Annotated in this window: 14 protein-coding genes; 2 read left to right on the top strand and 12 right to left on the bottom strand. The window is 54.9% G+C overall.

From position 1 onward, the window contains the following. Positions 1-10: 10 nt before the first annotated feature. Positions 11-5,044 (bottom strand): AAA family ATPase, encoded by a 5,034-nt coding sequence (locus PV433_RS02895; RefSeq protein ID WP_332070690.1) that lies wholly within the window; start codon positions 5,042-5,044, stop codon positions 11-13. A 149-nt stretch (positions 5,045-5,193) separates the two neighbouring features. Here PV433_RS02895 and PV433_RS02890 point away from each other — a divergent pair, with 149 nt between their 5' ends. Next, positions 5,194-6,705, top strand: coding sequence for a diguanylate cyclase domain-containing protein (locus PV433_RS02890; RefSeq protein WP_332070689.1), 1,512 nt, complete (start codon positions 5,194-5,196; stop codon positions 6,703-6,705). A gap of 957 nt (positions 6,706-7,662) precedes the next feature. On the opposite strand, the gene PV433_RS02885 is transcribed toward PV433_RS02890, so the two are convergent. The 5 genes from PV433_RS02885 to PV433_RS34000 all read right to left on the bottom strand — a co-directional run bounded on the left by PV433_RS02885 (position 7,663) and on the right by PV433_RS34000 (position 11,233). Then, entirely contained in the window at positions 7,663-8,121 is a 459-nt protein-coding gene (locus PV433_RS02885) for a GNAT family N-acetyltransferase (protein WP_332070688.1), read from the bottom strand. 10 nt (positions 8,122-8,131) lie between these two features. Beyond that, a complete protein-coding gene (locus tag PV433_RS02880; protein ID WP_332070687.1) occupies positions 8,132-8,575 on the bottom strand; it encodes a GNAT family N-acetyltransferase in 444 nt (147 codons plus the stop codon). A gap of 373 nt (positions 8,576-8,948) precedes the next feature. Beyond that, on the bottom strand, positions 8,949-10,439 hold the full coding sequence (locus tag PV433_RS02875) for a hypothetical protein (RefSeq protein ID WP_332070686.1): 1,491 nt from the start codon (positions 10,437-10,439) through the stop codon (positions 8,949-8,951). Positions 10,440-10,772: 333 nt separating this feature from the next. Continuing rightward, positions 10,773-11,135 (bottom strand): TipAS antibiotic-recognition domain-containing protein, encoded by a 363-nt coding sequence (locus PV433_RS02870; protein WP_442951468.1) that lies wholly within the window; start codon positions 11,133-11,135, stop codon positions 10,773-10,775. Continuing rightward, complete coding sequence (locus tag PV433_RS34000) at positions 11,111-11,233, bottom strand: MerR family DNA-binding transcriptional regulator (protein ID WP_442951467.1); 123 nt, start codon at positions 11,231-11,233, stop codon at positions 11,111-11,113. Before PV433_RS34000 ends, PV433_RS02870 begins: the two co-directional genes overlap by 25 nt. Before the next feature lie 298 nt (positions 11,234-11,531). Here PV433_RS34000 and PV433_RS02865 point away from each other — a divergent pair, with 298 nt between their 5' ends. Then, positions 11,532-16,205: an S-layer homology domain-containing protein gene (locus PV433_RS02865; RefSeq protein WP_332070685.1), complete on the top strand. Its 4,674-nt coding sequence runs from the start codon at positions 11,532-11,534 to the stop codon at positions 16,203-16,205. 124 nt (positions 16,206-16,329) lie between these two features. Here PV433_RS02865 and speE read toward each other — a convergent pair whose 3' ends face one another. The 6 genes from speE to PV433_RS02835 form a co-directional block, all read right to left on the bottom strand. Next, positions 16,330-17,220, bottom strand: coding sequence for a polyamine aminopropyltransferase (speE, locus tag PV433_RS02860; RefSeq protein WP_332070684.1), 891 nt, complete (start codon positions 17,218-17,220; stop codon positions 16,330-16,332). 446 nt (positions 17,221-17,666) lie between these two features. Next, positions 17,667-18,479: a metallophosphoesterase gene (locus PV433_RS02855; RefSeq protein WP_332070683.1), complete on the bottom strand. Its 813-nt coding sequence runs from the start codon at positions 18,477-18,479 to the stop codon at positions 17,667-17,669. Continuing rightward, positions 18,476-19,456: an ABC transporter ATP-binding protein gene (locus PV433_RS02850; RefSeq protein ID WP_332070682.1), complete on the bottom strand. Its 981-nt coding sequence runs from the start codon at positions 19,454-19,456 to the stop codon at positions 18,476-18,478. The genes PV433_RS02855 and PV433_RS02850 overlap by 4 nt, the downstream gene beginning before the upstream one ends. Further along, positions 19,453-20,436 (bottom strand): ABC transporter ATP-binding protein, encoded by a 984-nt coding sequence (locus tag PV433_RS02845; RefSeq protein ID WP_332070681.1) that lies wholly within the window; start codon positions 20,434-20,436, stop codon positions 19,453-19,455. The genes PV433_RS02850 and PV433_RS02845 overlap by 4 nt, the downstream gene beginning before the upstream one ends. Positions 20,437-20,448: 12 nt before the next feature. Next, the gene (locus PV433_RS02840; RefSeq protein ID WP_332070848.1) at positions 20,449-21,267 is read right to left on the bottom strand and encodes an ABC transporter permease; all 819 of its coding nucleotides are present in this window, start codon (positions 21,265-21,267) and stop codon (positions 20,449-20,451) included. A gap of 5 nt (positions 21,268-21,272) precedes the next feature. Next, positions 21,273-22,217, bottom strand: a complete 945-nt coding sequence (locus PV433_RS02835; protein ID WP_332070680.1) for an ABC transporter permease — start codon at positions 22,215-22,217, stop codon at positions 21,273-21,275. Positions 22,218-22,220 lie beyond the last annotated feature (3 nt).

The raw sequence follows: 22,220 nt of genomic DNA, 5'->3' as shown, positions 1-22,220 counted from the left end.
CCCCCATTCGTTATACTCCGTACGGAAAATTAATCCGCAGCATGCAGCCTTTGCCGGGCTCGGTATCGATGTCCAGAATGCCTCTTAGCTGTCTTACGCGATCCCGCATCATTTTAAGCCCGAAGCCCATCTCGATCTCCCCGCCGCCCGCTCCGTTGTCGGCAAGACGGAACAGCAGCTGCGAGCCTTCGTCTCTCAGACTGAAACTGAAGGCGTCGGCGCGGCCATGCCGGATGCCGTTCGTTAACCCTTCCTGCAAAGCATGGTAAATCACCTTTTTGTGCATAAAAGAGATGTGGGAGATCGGGTCGATGACGGCATGAATGCGAACCCCCGTATTCCGCTCCGTATCTTCGATTAGCAGTTGCAGCGCCGCCTCGATATCGTAATACTTGTCTTCCTTGAGCATGTGGACGGAATTTCTGATTTCGTTCAAGCTGTGGCGGACCAGATCCTGCGCTTCACCCAGTCTGGTCGTGGCACTGTCCATATCTTTGTGCAGCAGCCGCTTGCCTGCTTCGATCTGCAAGATCGTCGACGTAAGCGTATGCCCGACAATATCGTGAATCTCCTGCGCGATCCGCGTCCGTTCCGCATAAACTGTCATTTCCGCAAGCGCCTCCGACGTGGCCTGCATCGACTTCTCCAGATCCCGCGTCCTCTCGACCACTTGGTCCTCGAGATTATTTTTCAGATGCTGCATACCGGAATACAGCTTGGCATTGGCAATGGATATCGCACCTTGCGAGCTTAGCAGCTTCAGCACGTCCTGCCGGCTCTCCGTGAAAACGCCTGTAGACAGGTTGTTGTCCAGATACAGCAGGCACACTAATTTATTTTGATGCATAATGGGCAGGCAGAGCACCGATTTGAGCCCGTTGTTTTTCACATACTCGCTTCGCTCGAACATTTCGCTGCTCGCCACATCATGAAGCACGAGCGTCTCCCGGGTTCTTGCCGTGTAGCTAATAATGGCGGTCGGAACCAGATTGTCCGCTTCGGAGAGCGGGACCGATTCGATGTTCAGCTTGTCGATCGTGCCGTACGCCTCCACCTTCCACTGTTCTTCATCATGGAATAACAAAGCCCCGTACTCCGCCCCTGCATTCCGGATCATAATGCGCATCAGCATATGAAGCAGCCTGTCCATCTCCATCTCGCCGGATAACGCTTGGGCGGACATCATCACCGAGCGGTAGTCAATCTGCTCCAGATTCGTCTCCGGCGCCGGCTTCCTGGGCAGCAGGTGGCCGTACCGCGCTTCCAGTTCCGCCGTCTTGGCGAGCGCCCCCCATTTCAGATACGACTCGTAAGCCTGGTTCATATACATTTTGGCTAGCATCGGCTTGTCGCGGCTGATTCCATACTTGGCGAAGCATTCCGAGATGATCGCCTCGTCGTGGGTATACCTGCCGGCGCGGGCGGACTCCAGCGCTTGTTCATATAGCGTTTCGGCCCGGCTGTGGCGGTTGCCCATACTCGCCGCTTCCGCCGCAGCCAGCAAATATTTATGCTCATACAGGTCCGCCGATTTACGTGACAGCCGCTTTAACCGTCGTAAGCTTTTTCGGATTTGCTGCATGAGCTTCGCCTGTTCCTGCCTGCTGCTGCCCGGATAAAATTGTTTGAGCACCAGTACAGTGTAATAGTGATGCGCCGACTCTTCTATCGCCGTCGAGGCCAGCGCCGCCCGGGCTTTCCGATAATCCCCCATAATGTAGCCGGTAACGAATCGGGAAGTCGTCGCCGTTCGGATCATATCTTTCTCCGCAGTCCTGACCGCTTCTCCTGTCAACAGCCCGGCATCCGGATCGATCCGCTCGAAAGGGTCGTTAGGCGATTTCTGTCCGATCAGTGTAACAAGCAAATCCGCCGTTACCGCCGCCAGCTGCCAGTAAGTCGGATTATTCTGTTTGCGCAATTGAGCCGAATGAGCCAGCAGTTGGTTGTATATATATGGCAGCGGATAGCTGAAATGAAACAACAACCCGCAATTAATAAGCATGCTCATGTTAAAGTGTCCCAAATCGCTCCATTGCAGAGCAGGTTTCTGGTGATCCCCCTCAAATTGAAGCAGCAACTGGGGTTCATACTTGCGCCAGCTGCGGTAACAGAGCGAGAAGACGTTATAAGCCTGGGCGTATAATCTCGGGTTGTCTTTGGCCACCGAGCAAGCTAACCTCGCCCACTTGTAGGCATCCTCGTACCGGTTAAAGTAGTAGTGCTGCAGCAGCGCATAACCCGCAAACCCTTCCGACGCCTCTGGCGTCAGCCCGTATTCCAGAGTCATCTCCAGCATCGTTAAAATGCTGTGCAGCCAGCCTTTCTTATTGCTCTCGAAAGTCGCGTGAGCGGTGTACACGAATACGGACATCGCCGCTTTGCGACGCTCATCGGTCATCGGAGGACAAGCGTCGAACCTCTCGACAGGGTGCTTGCGAAGCTTCCAGCGAACCCGCATCAATTGGCGCAGCAATTGCGGGTAACCGGGAGCGGTGCTGAACGGTATGCCTAACAGCTGTAACGTTTTCTCTCCCAGACGGATGACTTCTTTATGATTTTCCCGGTTCAGCTCCATTTGGATCATCAGCATGTACACTTGGGCGCGATCGGAGTCGGAGTTCACTTTGTCCAACAGAAGCTCGAACAGGCCTGCGGCGTTATCCAGATGACCGCTTTGAAACTCCGCTTCCACCCACTCCCGGTATAACTGATAAATAAGCGGATAATCCTCCTGCCAGCATGGCTCGTCCAACGCATCGGCCGCTCTGTGCAAATAGTCGAGTGATGCTTCCAGCTCCAGCGCCGCTTTCGCCTGCAAGCCTGCCTGCAAGTTCAGCTCCGCCAGCTTTCGCTTTTCCGCGGGGACTGTAATATGTGCTGCAGCCTGGTTCAGATGATACAGCACTTCATCCAGACGCACGTCGGCATGATCCGTCATCCGCGCGGCCAGCAGCCAGCCAATCTCCCCGTGAAGCTTCATTCGCTCCTGCCCGGGAACGGCTTCATACGCCCGCTGCCAGATCTGGTCATGTTGAAACCTGTAGGAATCGGGTTCCCCGTAAGATGGCTGGATGAGCCGCTGGCGGGCGGCCTTCCTCGCCCATTCCGCCGCTTGCTGTCCCGGCACGCCTGTAATAATCGAGAGTATCGGCAGATGAAATTGTTTGCCCAGAAAAGCCGCTCTTCCAAGAATATAAGTTTCCCGATCCGGCAACAGACCGACCGAATCCGACAGTGAAGCGGCGAGAGACTCGTGAACGCTAAGATCCGCGATGCTCCGGATATTCCAATTCCAGATGCGCTCCTGTTCGTCAAAGGCGATCATTTTACGGTCCAGCAACGCTTGAAAAGTATGCTTCAGGTATAAGGGGTTTCCTTCCGTCTTAAGCAGCAGCACATCCACTAACTCATCGATTCCTTCAATGCTCCCCTGGAGAAGCCGGGCAATCGATCGTTTCAGCTCCGCGTGCCCGTATGCAGAGAGGTGAATCGTCTGCACATGCGTGTTCGTCTCCAGACGCTCCATGAGCGTTCTAAGCGGATGCTGTGCAGACAGCTCGTTATCCCGGTACGCTCCAACCAGTAACAGGCGCTCGGCAGCAGGGTCGCTCATCAGATCGGCCGCATAACGCAGCGAAGCTTCGTCACAGTCCTGCAGATCGTCCAGAAACAAAACCAGGAGCTGATCCCGCCGCCAAAACACTTGAAAGAAACGGTTCATGGCCGCATGCCGCTTCCGCCGCCTGTCCGCCTCGGACACGGTTGCCACTGCGGGCTGTTCGCCGATCAGCAGAGCGAATCTCGGCACCATCTCGATCAGCAGCCGCCCGTCCCCTTGCAAAGCTTCCACCAGGTGACGCTTCCATTCTTCCAACTGAAGGGCACCTACCGTTAATAAGTGCGACACCAGCTGGTCGATCACTTGCCTCCACACTCTATAGGGAGCCAGATTACCGTCTGACGCAGCTTGGCATTGTCCCGACACAAAATAACCGTGGGCAGGCACCACCGTGCGGATCGTCTCCATAATCAGGGACGTTTTCCCAAGTCCGGCTTGTCCGCTGACCCAGACGATCTCGGCGCTGTTGCTCTCCGAGACGCGCTGAACCGCTTGTACCAGCATCTGCTGCTCAATCCGCCTGTTAAACAGCCCCTCCAGCTTGTCCCATGTATAGGAAACATCATGATTCGCCAGCGGAAAACGCTGCACCTTGCCGGTGACTCGCAATTGAACCAGACATTCCTGCAGGTCCGACCGGATGCCGTAAGCGCTTATATACCTGGCGTCGGGCATCTTCTCCATACATTTGGCAACAATATCCGAGACCATTTTGGGTATCGATTTATTTTTGAGATACACCGGCTCCGGCGTGGTCGCGATATGGTGGTACACGATGTCCAGCGCATCGGGCGACTGGAACGGCAAGCTGCCGGTAAACCACTCGTATAATAAAATGCCGAGCGAATAATAATCCGAACGGTAATCGGGGACCATCCCCGTTCGTCCCGTCTGCTCCGGAGACAAATAGGGCAGAACGGAGGCCGCTCTTCGCGTAACGCGCGAGAAGGAACGGCTATCCGTGGAGCACGACCGAATATCGATGAACTTCGCTTTCGTCAGGTCATCGCTAATCATAAAATGAAAAGGCGTCAGCTCGTTGATCCTCATCTGCTCATGATGCAATTCCCGGATGCAATCGGCCAGCGCAATAGCGACTTCCAGAAGAGCGGGCAGTTTGAGAGAAGCTCTTCGCGTATGCAGCAGATGGGCCAGCGTTGTGCCTCCGGGGTCCCGGAAGAGGAGAACAGGACGGTCGGCAGCCGTTTCGAGACTTACCGGCTCCAGCACGCCTTTCCCTTTTAATTGAAGCAGCCCTTCGTATTCATATTGAAAAGCAGCCGTCTCTGTTCCTGCGGAGCTATCGTTTGTCGTTTTGGCTATATACCGGGCATTGTCTTTCGTCCGCAAAACGCGATAGATGCTTATAGTCTCGTTGCTTCCGATTTTCTCGACAACTTGATATCCCAATAGCTGAAACATGATTCACCTGCTTTGTCATATAGAAACTGTAGCTTTACGCACATCATATCAAAATTTAAATTTTCCATAAAACGAATCTCTTAAAATAGTTTACAATAGGTAAGGCACACCTCCTTCGTTTACTACCCAGGAAAGATTTGGTGAACCCCATGAATATACAAGATGCGTTTACCCTGCTGTTCACACACGGAATACCGATCTTATTTTTTATGTACATGGCTGCGGATGTACTCTTGCGGAATCAGAAAAAAACGGAACACATTCTGCTATCCCTAATCGCCGTTTGCTACATGCTGCTGTTCGTCGAAGAATATGTGAGAAACCAAGTATCCATCGAATACAGCCCGGTTCTTTCGTCGCTTTGGCTGAGCAGCGTGGGGATCGTGATCCCCGGCCTTTGCTTTCATTTTCTGATCAAATTCTCGCAGCTTGACAAAAAGATGCCGCGGTTTTTATATCCCTACATCTTTTACTTGCCGCTTTTGTTTGCCGGCGTCAATCTGGCCTCGGGAGCAGGCTTCATAGCGGCTCAAGAATTTACTCAAGCCGGTTTGTGGAAGCTGCCCGTCTATAATGCCGGCTACTATATAGCAATGACAGCTAGCATTTTCACCGATCTTATTTATCTGATCCCGCTTCTGATCGCCAAGTCCAGATCGGTCATCCCCGAGCAGAGGTCGATCTACAACCAATTGATCTGGGGGGTGGCCGTGTCCATCCTGTGGCATATCGCGTTCGGTTACATCAACTACGGAGATATTCTGCCGCCTTACCCTTATCTGTACAGCGGCATCGTCTGGTGTTACTTCTTGAGGCATACGATGAAGAAACACGACTTCTTGAATTTGTACGACAAACGGTTTGAGAAGCTGTTTCAGCTCAATCCCGACGCCATTCTCCTGATCGACAGCAGCGGCAGGATCAAAAATGCAAACCCGGGAGCCTCGCAGTTGTTCGGTTCCATGGACATAGACAACGTCCGAATTACACATTTGCTTGACGCCGAGATTAAAAACCGCATAACGTCCAAAGTGCCGATCAAGCAATATGAATCCGAAATTCAACATAACGGCAAGCGGATGTCCCTGCTCGTCAATGCCGATTACGTCTGGGTGGACAATGAGCATCATGTCCTTTTGATTTTGCGCGACATTACGGCCCAGAAGCAGCACCAGGAAGAGATCCGGTTTTTGGCTTACCACGATCCGCTTACCCGGCTGCCGAACCGCAGATATTTCTATGAACGTCTGGACGAGGCCCTGCAGTATGCGGAGCAGCATCGGGAGACGCTGGCGCTGCTTCTGATCGACCTGGACAAGCTCAAAATATTGAACGATACCCGCGGGCATCTGGCAGGCGACGAAGCTTTGCAAAAGGCGGCCCAGATTTTGCAGGAAACGATCGGAGACCGGGGCGTGGCCGCACGTATGGGCGGAGACGAATTTATTGTATTCATCGGCCGTTCTCCGTCCCCGCAGGACGTTCAGAATACAGTTCAACAGATGCAGCATCAATTCGCGTCATTTCTCGTGAAATACGGAAACTTGCCTCTTGGCATGAGCATCGGAGTCAGCTATTATCCGGCAGACGCCGCCGAAGGGCAAGCGCTCATCAATCTTGCAGACCATGCGATGTTCGAGATGAAGCGGCTGCGCGCTTGAACGGCCGAGCTGCCTGAAGCGCATAGGAATCTGAAAAGGGTTACTCCCAGGCAGACGATCCGCTGTTGGAGTAACCCTCTTATGGAACTGTCAGAAGAACATCGATGTCCCAATAACAGTTCCACATAGGCTATCTGTACATATCCCGCTTCTTCACCAATCGAATAAAAGCTGCCGATTGCCAGTTCGATCTCGACATAGGTGAAGCCCCCATTTCAGCATTTTAATTAGGGTTCGACTAATCTTAATTCATATCGCGGTTATCCCATAGTGATCGGTGTCATTACTTTGTCATATGACAAATGGGAAATAGATGCTTTTTAGGGGTAAATAGTAAGTATGGTGCGTCCGGAATGTCTTTTCTCGTGCAGACCCACACGTGGGTGCGCAGTAGGAAATGGGGTCCTTCGCTCCAGCCGCTTGGTGATGAGGTTTTGCGGAACAGCTCGACTCCGGTTGAAGTCCGTTCCCTCATCTTGGTGAGCAGATCATGTTTAGCTGCGCTGAAACGCAGCGCGTACGAGCTGACTAACCAAATAGGAGCCTTTGGCGAGGCTGTCGATTCAATGTGACAACCAAGTGGAAAGGGAAAAGATTACCTTCTGGCGAGTTTTGTCTGGAATCCCCTACTTTACAATCCTTATGAAATCAAGGGATTCCAGACAACCTGTTTGAGCAGAAGAAGGTAACTTTTCACTTGGAACGGCCTGCTAACACTTCTACACAATGAATCGACAGTCTCTCTGGCACCCTTTATTTTCGGCATTGGAGGACGATCGATACGAATAAAGGCGGTTTGTCCAACGGCCATGCTTTATGAGCCGCTTGCGACACTTGCTCGCTCAACAAAGGGCGATGCCCCTTCCTCCTCGGCCACGGTGAAGAATCTATATCTGACGTGCATAGAAAAGAAGCAGTCTGCTATCGAACAGATCTGCTTCCCCTCGCAAGTTACGGTCATAACCGGTATTCAAATTCGATTTCGTGGCGAATGGGGATGCCGTCGAAGCCGATGAGCGGGATCGATGGCTTTACCTTTCTAGCTTCCGTTATCGCGTGCGGGTGGACCGCTATCAGATCGAACCCTCTTTTCTGGTAAAAACGGATCGCCTTTGTATTATCGTTGGACGTGATCAGCCATACCCTGCTGCAATTGCTTTTTTGGGCCCGGCGGACAACCGCATCTATCAATTGGCTTCCGATTCCTTGACCCTCCAGCTTGCTGTCCAAAGACACGATCTCGCACTCGTCATCCTGTAAGTTATACATGATAAGTCCCTTGATCTCATCCGCGATGCACGCCGCATACCCTGGCAATTGATCCAAGGCATGGACTCGTCCTCTGGACACAACAATGGCCCCTCGAAAATCCCGGATTCGCTCTCTTAGGATGTCGTTCATTTCTTGAATGATCATGGAAATTGCTTCACTCCTGCTCGTACCGGTAAGGGAGCGTTTTCTTGAAATAAGCGGCGGACTCCTCATACCCGATAGACTTGTAGAATTCGCCGGCTCTTCTAGTCGCAAGAGCAACCAGCTTGGAACCTCGAGCGGCGGCCTGCTCCTCCACCAGAGCCATCAGCTTCTTGCCGATGTTCATTCTTCTGTACGCCTCTGCAACAAATAGCTCCTCCACCCAACTCACAACTCCGTTTGCGTAAAAGGTTGAATGGTGATAAGCCAATACGTATCCGATCAGTTTAGAATCCATCTCGGCAATGAACAGATCCGCATGGGCATCCGTCATCACATGTCGGAAAGTCCTGGAGAAATCCGCCCTGCGGAGGGTAAAGCTTGTCGCCAGGCGTGTCGCTAGAGCGAATAATTCGTCTTCATCTTGAAGAGAGGCTCTTCTGTAGTGAGGGCTCATGCCAATCCTCCTCGTTAAGTAAGAATAGCGCTATTCCTACGGATCACAGGTTTCATGAGTTATGTATTATGGCTGCACGAGCAATGCTTTCTTTTAAGAGGATGCCCTTGAGGCTGTCGATTCATTGTGTAGAAGTGTTAGTAGGGCGTTCCAAGTGAAAAGTTACCCTCTTCTGCTCAAACAGGTTGTCCGGAATCCCTTGATTGAATAAGGATTGTAAGGTAGGGGATTCCAGACAAAACTCGCCAGAAGGTAATCTTTTCCCTTTCCACTTGGTTGTCCACATTGAATCGACAGCCTTTACCATTGTCCGAAATCCGAACACGGTTTAAATGTTGTGTGAATTGATCTAGAAAAAAGGAAGTCTCTTCCCTCACTCCGCCTCCAGCAGCTCATAATCGTACCACATGGCCGCTTCCCCGGTGCTGATATTGCGGATCGTGTTGACCCTTTCCCCCAGCGAATAAAGCTGCTTGTCGCTGCTTACATACAGCTGGGCCGACTCCGGTACCGGCTCACTGAGCAGTGTCAGGTTCTGAGCGGAATCGACCGCGTACAGGCCCGCTTCGATCATCGGGCGTTCCCCGTCCAGCGGATACGGGGTCAGTTGAACGAAGATGCGGTCGTCCTCCGTTTGCGGATTGGCATAGCCGCTTTCACCGAAATCGGGGGACGAATTCCCTAAACCAACCATAATGACGCCCAATTTATTCCATGCGATATTCATATTGTGAAGACGGCCATACGTGTCCAGTTGATCCAGCTGAGAAATGTTAAACGACGTTCGATCCTGCATATATGTAGCGATCCAATAGCTGCCGTCTTCATTCGGAATGACTTTATCCGGAACCCGCTGCAACTTATCCAACAGCGTGGCTTTTCCTTCGGAATACAGGTACAAGAATCCTTCGAGTCTGGAATTCGACGTATAAACGAATCGCTTTTGAACAGCTAGCAGCGACCGCTTGCCATCCAATTGGAACAGGGTCCCGCTGAACTCAACCTTAGACGAAACTCCCGAAGGATCGGCCATCTCCGTTTTTTCGAGCAGCTTAAGCCCCTTATAATAAAGACCATCCTCGCGCTCCTCCACCTCCGTCGCTGTTCCGCGAGAAGGGTCGGCCAATCGAGTCTGTTTGATCTGCTCCTGTACCTGTTGCGATTCCGCTTTGCTAAGCCAGACCGGTTTGTCCGCCAGCGACTTGCTTACTTTAACCAGAATACCCGGCCCAGCCGCCGGTACAAGCGATGGAGAGATATACAAATCATTCTCATCGTCGAATACGATATTCCCCAGTACCTGCCGCTGACCGCCGATTATGTTCAAGCCGTTCTCCGGATCCCAAAAAATCGTCAGCTTCAGCCGATCGTGCACAAGATCCCATGTCAAAGGCATGTAGGTAATCCCCTGAAGCTCGAGAAAAGGATACTCTTCCAGGCTGTTATCGATGCTCGCCCCCGCGATCGAGATCGGGTAAGTCGATTTGGCAGCGGTGTAGCTGGCCGGCAGTAAACGGCTTGCGGACAAGTCCTGCTTGAAGGCCGGTTTCGTCCAACCAGCGGACGTTCCATAAGCCGGCGAGGATGCTGAATCTATATGCAAACCTGCGTCCGCGTCCCAGCTCAGACTGAGGCCAAGCGCTTTCGCATTGTCCCACGTCAAGGGCAAATACGTAATCCCGCCGTAAGTGATAAACGGATATTTGGAGTGTGCATTATCTATAAGCTGACCGTTGGTCCGGACCGGATCGTCCGTCACAGAAACCCGCACATAAGAATTCGCCGCGTGAGCGACCGAAGCAGTTCCGCACAACAGGACGACAAGAATTAAACTCCGCATAAAAAGCCCGATATGGCGTTTCACTGGAATCACATCCTTTTACCAATAATGTTTTGCAAAAACTTAAAAAGCAGCCGTAATGGGAAAGTGAACATACTTCGGAAGCCCGATAGCGCCTCTTCCCATCAGATGTCCCGGAGAGGGTACCGGCATCCAGGGCCCCGGATGAAGCACGGCTTCATACAAATTCGATTGAAGCTGCGGCCGACCACGGAAATTTCGCTCTTTATCATCAGGATAATTTTTCCTCCTCCGTTCAGTCAAGTTCCATTTCTATGCCGCATCCCAGCGAAACGCCAAAAGGCCGCCAATCAAATCGGCAGCCTTTCTAAGCACGTTTATCCTGCTCGCAAGCAGCTATTTCCGTTCTTCCGCCGCATAACATTCCGCCGCCGCACTAAGGTAATACGCCAAGCCCACTTGCTGACCTTCCAGCATCTGCAGATGGAAGTCGTCCTGGAGGAAAAAACGGGTTTGCGATGCAAACTCCCCGGCGGTTACCGACACTCCCTGCTTGTTCAGAAAATCCAGATGCCCGCGGATAAGCCGCAGCAAGGCGTCGTCCTTGCACTTCACGCCGTTCCGCAGCGCCTTGGCCACGCCCGTCATAAATGCCGCGGCTTCTTCCGCCATTGCATTCATACTTTGGGCATCCACTTCCACCGAATCCAGCATATCGTAGCCGTACGTTTCTATCAGATGCTCATTTTGTTCCTGCATCGCTCGCAGGGGACGAGAAGGCCGAGCTTGTGGTAGTGATGAAGCGCTTTGACCGTTACGTTGGTTAGGGGCGATACTTCCTTAACCGTATAAAGCATATCGATTGGCTCCTTTCCTGAACCCAGTTTAGGGGCTCCCCTCAGAGGAGGGTCAATAGCTGTATCAGAAAAAAAATCAGCCGTTTTCTCCACCGGCAGTACAAGTAGTTCCAACGTCCCGAGCCTATCGGGACTTCCGTAACACTAAGGCTTCGGGGGAGTCCCGCCGAAGTGCGGACTTGAATGAGAATGTCATCATAGTGCCAAAAGTTGTCATCATCTGCTCTATAAGAGGATACTGCGCCCACCTATAATGAAACCGTATTCCAAACAACCAGAAAAGGGAAGGTGGAAAAAATTGCGTAGAAATAAGGCCAGGTGGAGCGTGCTCCTCGTCGTCTGTCTGCTAGTCTCGCTGTTTCCGAATCTCGGAACGACGGCGCAAGCGGCGGGCGGCGATGAAAGCGCTGCCGTCAGCAATGCGGTGTATGCCGTGACGCAGGACGGAAGCAAGAAGCTGTTAGTAAACCACATTAACATCGATGTGGACAATCCTCAGAAATCGGACTATCTCGCGATCTTTACAAGCGGGACGCCGGTCACCAATGTGGCAGGCAACAGCAACGTGGTGAAAGTGAAAAAGAACAACGCAGCGATCCAGGTGGACGCACAAGGCGTCGTCCTTAAGGTCGCAGGCCCAACCGGAGGCCTCAATCCGACCAACAACGCGCCTGTAGCATGGGAACCTGATCAAACTGTCGCGATTCCGCCGGGCGGGTTCATCATTCTGGCCTCCGACAACAGCTGGGCTAGTAAAAATTTCCGCAAAGCGCTGTACCATGCGTTCCAAGCGGGCGATACGGTTTTCCTCCAGCACGGCGGAGCACCGGTCACCCCGGAATACGTCCTGAACCTGCCGAGCCTGCAAGTCCAAGGGGCAGAGGGAGCGACGGTAACGACGGCCACGTACAATGTGCAGGGCAAGGTGCTGAACTATAAGCCGGATGCCGGGCTGTCCGTCACAGTAGGTGGCACGCCGGTTGCGGTCGGGGCCGACGGAGCGTTCAGCCAGACAGTGACGCTGGTCGAGGGTGGCAATACCGTATCCGTCCAACTGCTGAAAAATGCCGTCGTGCTGCAAGAAACGAAGCTGCAGCTCGTGTATCAGAAGCAGAGCGGCGACCTGATCGAGATCGAGGCTCCTCCGGAGGACATTACGATCGTCGTCGAAGGACCGAAGAAACCGATCAACTACATCGACAAAGATGTGACAAGCATATCCAATATTATTGCCTTGTTCACTCCCGAATACGGCTCGAAAATTCAAGTACCCGCCTTTAACGTGGCGATTCAGGTAGACAAGGACAGCAAAGTAACCAAGATGATCAATCCGGCCAGCGGCAACAGCGCGCCGTCGTGGGTCGGAGGCGAGTTGGAGATTCCGCAAGGCGGCTATGTCGTCATGGCGCAAGACAACAGCTACAACTCGTATGACATCAAGAAATATTTGGCGACCAAATTCAAAGTCGGCGATCTGGTGAAGCTGCGCAAAAACGGCAACGTCGTCTCTGTCACCGACCTGATGAGCGGTACAGGTGCTGTCCCTAGGATGCAACTGGACGGACTCTCGATGTTTACGACAGCCGATACGCGGACGACGATCGCCGGTAAAATTACGAATCCGACCGGCGCTTCCCTGACGATCGGCGGCAATACGGTCGCCTTGCAACCGGACGGCACGTTCCAGCATACCGCAGAGCTCGCGGCCGGACCGAATTATCTCGACGCCGTCTTGTCCAAAAACGGAAACGAGCTGGAACGCAAATCGATCGTCGTATTCAGCCGGCCTTCCCTGACCTCGGACAAGCAGATCATTTTGTGGGTCGACCAGGCGGCCAACGCGAAGAAATTCCAGTCGAGCCAAAGCGTCCTTCACTTCCTTACCCAAGCGAAGGAAGCCGGCGTGACCGACATCGCGTTTGACGTCAAAGGGGTTGAAGGTTACGTCTCTTACAAACAAAGCGATCTGACCCACCGCCCTTACGTCAGCGAGATGGTAGCCAGCGACCGGAAAGGCTCCAATCCCGATCTGGACTTGCTGGAGCTGTTTTTGCAGCACGGCCATGCGCTCGGATTGAAAGTACATGCAGCTTTTAACGTATTCGCCGAAGGGTCCATCGCGGTGAAAGACTTTGCCGTGATCGATCAGCATCTGGACTGGGAAGAACGGGTTTTCCGTCCGGAAGACAACGGGGCAATCAAACGTCTGAGAGAAAGCGCCTACGGCCAAAAAGGGCTAACTGGAGGTTCCGGCGGCGCAGCGGTACTGTTCGTCAATCCTTCGAATGAGGAAGTCCGCGACTACCAGTTGAAGACGTTCGAGGAAGTGTTGAAAAACTACAACGTCGACGGCATCATTCTCGACCGCGGCCGTTACGATAACGAAACCGCCGATTTCAGCGATTTGACGAAGGCGAAGTTCGAAACGTTCCTGCAGCAGCGCAGCAAGACGCTCACGAAATGGCCGGACGATATTTTCCGTTATGTCGACGGCAAACGGGTGGACGGTCCGCTTCTCCAGGACTGGTGGGAGTTCCGCTCCGGCACGATCTCCAGCTTCGTGGAGGAAACGCGCGACCTGGTCGACCGCTACTCGTCCTCCAAAGGGAAAAAGATCCAAACGTCGGCCTATGTCGGCGCCTGGTTTGAATCTTATTACTTGAACGGGGTTCACTGGGGAAGCAAAAACTTCCGCTATGACAGCCGTCTGAAGTTCCCGAACGATTCGATCTATACGAATGAGTATTATCAAACCGGATATATCCATGCGCTGGATTTCCTGATGGTCGGCACTTACTACAGCACAACGCCGGAGATCCAGCGGTATTTGACACTGGACTCGATCGTCACGAACGGCGAAGTGCCGCTGTACGCCGGGATGGCGCTGGCGGATCTGCAGTCTCCCGCCCTGCAGCGGGAAATTTTCCAAACGGCGCTGGGCGGCTCGAACGGCCTGATGCTGTTTGACGCTTCGCTCGCCAACTGGCCGATTGTGAAGGCGTCCATCGACGACGAAGCGTATGTGAAAGATTATCAGATCGGAATGAGTATGCCGGGTAATCCTTCCTCCTTTATCGAAGGCAGCTATTACAACGTCAGCCGGAATTCCGGCGACTTGAACGTGTACAACGAAGAGTTCGGCACGTCGACCGGCGCGAACCGCTTCGGCGTCGAAGTCGTAGCCGACGCGACCGGCAAAGTAACGAAAATCGCCAATAAAACGCAGGCGATCAGCTGGAACTGGGGTGCACCTGAGGACAACAACAGTGCGATTCCTGCGGGAGGCATGGTCATCTCCGCGCTCGACGAGAACGGCGTACGCACGAAACGCCAGCTCGTAGCTAATTCGTACAACGTCGGGGACGACATCCGGGCCGCCGCCCTTTCCGGATATATGGCGTACGACGGCAAGACGGTATCGACCGCTTATCCGCAGATCAAGGGGCATGTCAAACTGCTCGGAGCCGGAACCGATGTCGCCGTCAGCTTGAACAATACGGCCGCCGCAGTCGCTGCGAACGGTGATTTCACCGGGACCGTCCAATTGCAGCAAGGCAGCAATACCGTCACCTTCGCCGTTTATGTCGATGGAATGAAAACAAACGAGAAGTCGATCCAGCTGACGTACACGCCGGGCAGTACGGAAGAGCCGGACGATTCGACCTCCCCTTCCACCGGCGGAGGGTTCGGACCGGGACCGTCCACACCGTCTCCGGAGCCGAAGCCGGTTGACGGCGGCGTAGTCCTGCCTTCGACCGCATCCGAGACGACCGACGCTCAAGGCAAGCCGGCCATGAAAGTAGCCCTGGACGCGAAGGCGATCGCTCAAGCGCTGGACGCGCTGAAGAAGCAAGGCAGCGCAGCGAAAGAAATCGTCGTCGAAGTGCCGGCCACGAAGCCGACCGCTCTCGTGACGCTTTCTCTGCAAGATCTCGTCAAGGCCGCCGATTCGGTAGCGGGCGCGGTACTTACTGTGAAAGTCGGCGATGTCAGCTACAAGCTGCCGGCCGATCTGCTTGATAGCGCTGCGCTGGCCGCCAGGCTCGGCGCCAAAGCGGACGACCTTCAAGTTACGCTCGCGATCGAGAAAAAATCCGGAGCGGATGCAAAACCTGTCGCGGATGCGATAAAAGCGGAAGGCGGCGAAATAATCGGGGACGTTTACGATTTCCGTATCCTCGTCCAAGCCGGCAGCGAGTCGCTGGAAGTCCGTGATTTCGGCAACCGGTACGTGGAGCGCTCGATTGCCCTTTCGGGCGATGTACCAAGCTATGCAACCGCAGTCGTATTCGATCCGGCCACCGGGGAGATGACGTTCGTTCCGGCCCGCTTCAAGCAAGCGGACGGCAAAACGATCGTAACGATCAAGCGGACCGGCAACAGCCTGTACGCGATTGTCGCAGCCGACAAAGCTTTCCAGGATACGCAAGGCCACTGGGCGCAGGCCGATATCGATCTGCTGGCCTCCAAGATGCTGGCCAAAGGCGTTACCGATCGCGAATTCGCTCCTGACCGCCCGATTACCCGGGCCGAATTCGCAGCGCTTCTCGTTCGTGCGCTCGGTCTGACCGACCACCAAGACGACGCTTCGTTCAACGACGTACGTTCGGGCGACTGGTATGCGCAAGCGGTAGCCGCGGCAGCCGGCGCCGGACTGATCAACGGTTATGAGGACGGCTCGTTCCGTCCGGACCAGGTGATCAGCCGCGAGGAACTGGCCGTTCTGGCTGAACGCGCTGCCGCCTTCGTCACGAGCCAGCCTGCCAAAGGAGCAGCGAGCGCCTTGCAGCCGTTCGCAGACGCCTCCGCGATCAGCGACTGGGCAAGAAATGCGGCCGCTTTCGCTGTCGCCGAAGGCTTGATGAACGGGATGAGCGACGACGCGTTCGAGCCGAAGCAGCAATCGAGCCGCGCGCAAGCCGTCGTTATCCTGAAACGTCTGGCGATCCAGTTCGGTTTGATGGACCGCTAGAACATAGGCAAACTACACTTCAACTAACAAAAAACGGGAGAGTGGCCGAACGGCCATCCTCCCGTTTTGTCGTTTATGCGATTCTGCCGCACGGCTTCGCTTTCCGCGCCCGCCCCGGTCCCGGCTATTGAGCCAGGCCCGCGCTCACGTTCAGCGGAAGCTCCAGCCTCTCTTTCAGAAAGGCGGGCAGGGAGAAGCAGCGGCGAATCAATTCTTCGTTTGCATACAACGCTGATTTATCGAAACGGATTCGTTCCGGAGCGGGGAGCTCTCGCTTAGAGCCGATCGTAAAGCTCCACAAGCCCCCCGGGTAAGTCGGTACGACAGCCGTGTATAGGCGGCAGTAAGGGAAAATGTTCCCGATCCGGCGGTACGTCTGCTCCAAAACGTCGCCGTGGAAAATCGGGGATTGGCTTTGACATACCATCAAGCCGTCTTCGCGCAAAGCCCGGTGCAGGCTTTCGTAGAAGGCGGGTTCGAACAATTGCTGCGCCGGTCCGACCGGATCGGACGAATCGACGATAATGACATCGTAGGCGGCGGATTGCTTCTTGGCAAAATCAACGCCGTCGGCATAATGATACTTGACTCTGGAATCGGACAAATTGCCGGACACCTCCGGCATGTACAGCTTGCTGGCCCTCACGACGGCTTCGTCGATCTCGACCAGATCGATCCGTTCGACCCCCTCATACTTGGCCGCTTCTTTGGCGGCGCCGCAGTCGCCCCCTCCGATGATCAGCACATCCTTGGGCTTCGGGTGGACCGTTAGCGGAACGTGGGTAATCATCTCGTTGTAGATGTGCCCGTCCTTCGAAGTCGTCTGCACGACGCCGTCGAGCACGAGCATGGGACCGAAATCGAACGAATCCAGCACCATCACGTGCTGAAACGGGCTCGATTCCTCAAACAATACTTCCTTGATGCGGTAGCTGATTTTCAAATTGTCCCTTTCGTCCTCGGTCAACCACAGTGTACCCTGTGAGTTATGAATATACTTTGGTAACCGTACCATTTTCAACCTCCCCTAATCGTAATCTAATCTATTGTATCAAAAAAACGGGGGTTGGAACGTTGTACAGCCCAAAAGCTTCGGCGAATCACGAAAATTTAGCGGATCTGTTCAGTAACGGACATCACAACACCTTAGACGTCAGTTTGTGCTGTTTTTCATTTCTAACGGTCATTCATGCACCTAAGAAGCAGATTATCCAGCGCAAATAGCAATTAAAGCAACGTAAGCCTCTCATTTGTCCGTTAGCCATCAACTCTTCCGTTTTTGCCTTTCTAAGCTGCAATCATGTCCATTACGGGTTTTCCTTAACAACAACAACAACAACAACAACAACAACAACGAAAACTGACGCCGATTCCATCTCGACGCCAGTCAATTGCCGTTCCTTTCTGTAAAAAAGGGCACCTGACGGTTTTCACTGATGCCCTGTTGGTTCCCGGCGGCAGCTACAAAACAATCGTCTGCAAGCAGTCCCGGATCTCCTCGACCGCAGACGCCTTCCGCCACTCCTTGCGGTATCCGAGACAAGCGCAGATCATCTCCGTTCCCCAATCCGTGTGCCGTTTCCGGTAATGGACATGCCCCATAATTCCGTAGCGCACCCCGTAACGTCGGTAGAGCTCGGCATACTCCGTACTTCCCAGAAACGCATTGAAGTACGACCACTGCGGATGCGGCATCGGCACTTTAAAATACGGATGCGTCAGCATATGCGTAACTATCACGATCGGCTTGCCCTGGTGCTCCTCCAGCTCCCGCTCCAGACGTTCGTAGAAGTACCGGTGCATATCGCGGTTGCTCCTCCCCCACGCGACATAGATGCTGTCCTGCCACGTCCGTTCCATCGCATGCATCCGCTCGAAATCGTCGAACGAGTAGTCGGGCTCTCCCATCGTGTAGTCGTACCAGCCGGAGCCGCCGACGACGACCCAGCCGTTATCCAGCTCGTAGGGTCTCTCGCTCAAGCATCCTTCGAACGATTGAAATTGCCGGTAAATGTGCCACGTATCGCGGATTCCGTTGTCCTTGCTCCAGTAATCGTGATTGCCCGGAACGAACATAACGGGGAAGCCGCACCGTTCCTTCAATTCATGAAGGACGGCAAGACTGCGGTTCATATCGTTCGAGATGTCTCCGGCAATAATCAAGCCGTCCAGGCCGCGCTCGGCGGCGACCTCCAGCAGTGCTTCTTCGATCGGCGGCTCGCCGCCCAGTTCGTTAAGATCCACATGCAAATCCGATATGACGCCCAATTTCACGGTGTATCGTTCGCCTCCTCGTATAAATGGCAGCTGACTTCGTGCCCGGTCGCAACACGCCTTAATTCCGGAGCGGTTACGCGGCACTTGTCCGTCGCCAGCGGACATCTCGGATGGAACGCGCAGCCGCCGGGCGGATGGATCGGACTCGGTACCTCGCCCTGGAGCGTCACCCGTTCCCGCTTCATCTTCACGTCCGGGATCGACGAGAAGAGCGCCCGCGTGTAAGGATGAAGCGGCCCGTCCCCTGCCTCGCCGACTGTGAAAATCTCCACCATTTTCCCCAAATACATAACGCCTACCCGGTCGCTGATATATTCGACGACGTTCAGATCGTGGGAGATGAACAAATACGTTAATCCCCGCTTCTGCTGCAGCTCCTTGAGCAGGTTCAAAATTTGCGATTGCACGGATACGTCGAGTGCGGAGACGGCCTCGTCGATGACGATGAACTTGGGCGTAAGCACGAGAGCCGCGGCGATGCCGACACGCTGCCTCTGTCCTCCGCTCAGCTCGTGCGGATACCGGCCCGCATAGCTGGGGTCGAGTCCGACCTGCTCCAGCGTCTCGGCGACGATTTTCCGCCTCGACCGTTTGTCGCCGATCCGATGAATGATCAGCGGCTCTTCGAGAATCCAGCCGATCGTCTTCTTCGGATTCAGGGACGAATACGGGTCTTGAAAGACGATCTGAATGTCTCTGCGCAGCGATTTCATCTCGCCGTCCGACAGCTCGCTTATGTTCCGGCCCTGGTAGAAGAGCTCTCCGCCCGTCTGCTTCACGAGCTGCACGAGCAGCTGGCCCGTCGTCGATTTGCCGCAGCCGCTTTCGCCGACCAGTCCGAATATTTCCCCCTCGGCGATCCGAAACGAAACACCGTCCACCGCCCGCAGCATGTGCCGCTTCTCGAACAGCTTCTGCCTCGGAACGGGATAATGCTTGGTCAGCCAGCTGGCTTGAATGAGCGCCTCCGTCATACCGCCCTCCCGCCGTTCGCATACAAGTGGCACCGGACCCGGTGATGGGCGGCCGCCTGCAGCAGATCCGGGGCGACCGACTCGCACAGGTCCGTTGCACTCGGGCAGCGTCCCGCGAACGGGCATCCGGACCGCCGGTCGGCCAGCGCCGGCACCCGGCCGGGAATCGTATACAGCGGACGACCCCGCTTGTCTGCGCCCGGCAGCGATTGCAGCAGCCCCGCCGTGTACGGATGCTTGGGATGATCCAAAATATCCCCGACCGGAGCGTCCTCGACGATATACCCGGCATACATGACGATCACCCGGTCACATACTTCGCGAATGACCCCCAGATCGTGGGAAATCAACAAAATGGCGGTGCCTGTCGAGCGGTTCATCTCGCGCAGCAGATCGAGGATTTGCGCCTGGATCGTCACATCGAGCGCCGTAGTCGGCTCGTCGGCGATCAGCAGCTTCGGGCTGCAGATGAGCGCCATCGCGATCATGATCCGCTGCATCATGCCCCCGGAGAGTTGGTGGGGATAATCGTCGTACAACCGCTCCACCCGGGACAGGCCGACCTTGACCATCATCTCCGTGGCGAGCCGCTTCGCTTCCGGCTTCGAGACGGACAGATGGGTCATCGCCATCTCGGCGATCTGCTTGCCGACCGGCATCAGCGGATTCAGCGCCGACATCGGATTTTGGAAGATCATCGATACCTGCTTGCCTCTGACCGCGCCCCACCTTTCCGGAGAAGCCGGCTCCATAGACTTGCCGCCCAGCGCGATCCCGCCCTTGGTCACCGCCGCCGTCTCGGGCAGCAAGCCCATCACGGACAACGACGTTAAGCTCTTGCCGCAGCCGGATTCCCCGACGATTCCGACCGTCTCTCCTTCCTTCACCTGAAACGAAATTTGCTGCAGCGCCGGATAGGTCTTCTTCCCGATCGTAAACGCCACTTCCATATCCTGAAGTTCAAGCAAGGCGCTTGCCATAGCGGTATCCCCCTAACCCTGTTTGTCGTAAGCGTCTCTTAGCCCGTCTCCCAGCAAGTTAAACCCCAGCACCATCGCCGTAATGACCGCACCGGTAATGAGGACGTACCACGGAGCGTTGATGATGAACGGCTGCGCCTCGCTCAGCATCCGCCCCCAGCTCGGATCGGGCGGCTGTACGCCCAGCCCCAGGTAGCTCAGTCCGGCTTCGGCGAGAATGGACCCGGAAAACCGCAAGGAGGCGGCGACGATAAGCGGCGACGTCATATTCGGCAAAATGTGGCGGAAGATAATGCGCAGCGGCCCCGCCCCTCTCGCCACGGCGGCTTTGACGAACGTGAACTCTTTGTATTGAATAAACCCGCTGCGGGCGATCCGGGAAAACGCGGGGATGCTCATTACGCCAAGGGCGATAATCGTATTGCCCAGCCCGGGACCGAATACGGTAACGAGCATAATCGCCAGCAGTATGCCGGGAAAAGCCAGCTTAGCATCGATGATCCGCATCAAAATTTCGTCGACCCAGCCTCCCGCATAACCGGCGACCGCTCCGATGATCAAGCCGAAGAACAAGCCGATCGCTACGGACGAGAAGCCGATCAGAAAGGCGGTCTGCGTTCCCTCCATAATCCGGCTGAAAATATCCCGCCCGAAATTATCCGTCCCCCACCAGTAATCGGCCTGCGGAGGAGTAAGCCGCATCGCCGTGTTCATATCGTTCGGACCGTACGGGGTATAGAACAGGCTCGTCACCATAAGCGCAAGGAGCAGGACGATCAGGCCGCCGCCGATAACGAGCGGTTTGTTTCGGATCAGCTTTTTCCATTTCATCATGTTCACCTTTTCAGTCGAATGCGCGGATCGATCACTCTATACAACATGTCGACGACAAAATTGATGCAAACCACGATAACCGCAATGTACAGCACCATCGTTTGCAGCAGCGGCAAATCGCGTGTGCCGATCGAGGTGATCAGCAGGTTGCCGAGTCCCGGCAGCGCAAACACATTTTCCACGACGATGCTCCCGCCCAGTGTATCCGCGATCAGCAAACCGACGATCGTCAGCACCGGGATCAGCGAATTGCGCAAAATATGCCGGTACAGGACGATTTTCTCGCGCAGCCCTTTGCTTCTTGCCGTACGCACGTAATCCATGCGGAGCTGATCAAGCAGCGTATTGCGCAAATACCGGATGACGACGGCGATGCCCGGTACGGCGAGAGCGAGCGAGGGCAGGAACAGCGACTGGAACGCCCGCACCGGATTTTCGCTCCACGGGACGTAGCCGTAGGTCGGAAACCAACGGAACGTCACGGAGAAGACCAGTATCAGGATAAAGGCGAGCCAGAACGACGGCACCGCAAGCCCGAGCTGGGTGAAGGCCGACAGCAGCAGCGCCGGCAGCTTGCCGTCCTTCCGCGCGATATAGATGCCGAGGGGGACGCCCAAGAGCAGGGTGAGCCCCAAGGACATCAGCGCGACCGATACGGTCACGGGCAGGCGCTCCGCCACGATGTCCGCCACCGGGCGATGGTAGCGCAGCGACTGGCCGAAATCTCCGGCAGCCGTATCCTTCATCCAGGACAAGTAGCGCTCCGCCGCCGGACGGTCCAGCCCCATCGTCTGCCGCAGCTCCGCAAGCTGGTGCGGGTCGGCATCGACGCCGAGCACGATCTCGGCCGGGTCCCCCGGCAGCACTTGAAAGACAAGAAACGTAATGACCGACACCAGCAAGACGGTCGAACCTAATGTAAGCAGCTTCCGGATGTAAAATCTCACCGA

Origin of the sequence: Paenibacillus sp. GYB004 (assembly GCF_036577605.1) — a bacterium.
GTDB lineage: Bacteria > Bacillota > Bacilli > Paenibacillales > NBRC-103111 > Paenibacillus_AB > Paenibacillus_AB oceani.
The sequence above is the reverse complement of the archived record's forward strand: the minus strand, read 5'-3'. Positions and strand labels throughout refer to the sequence as shown.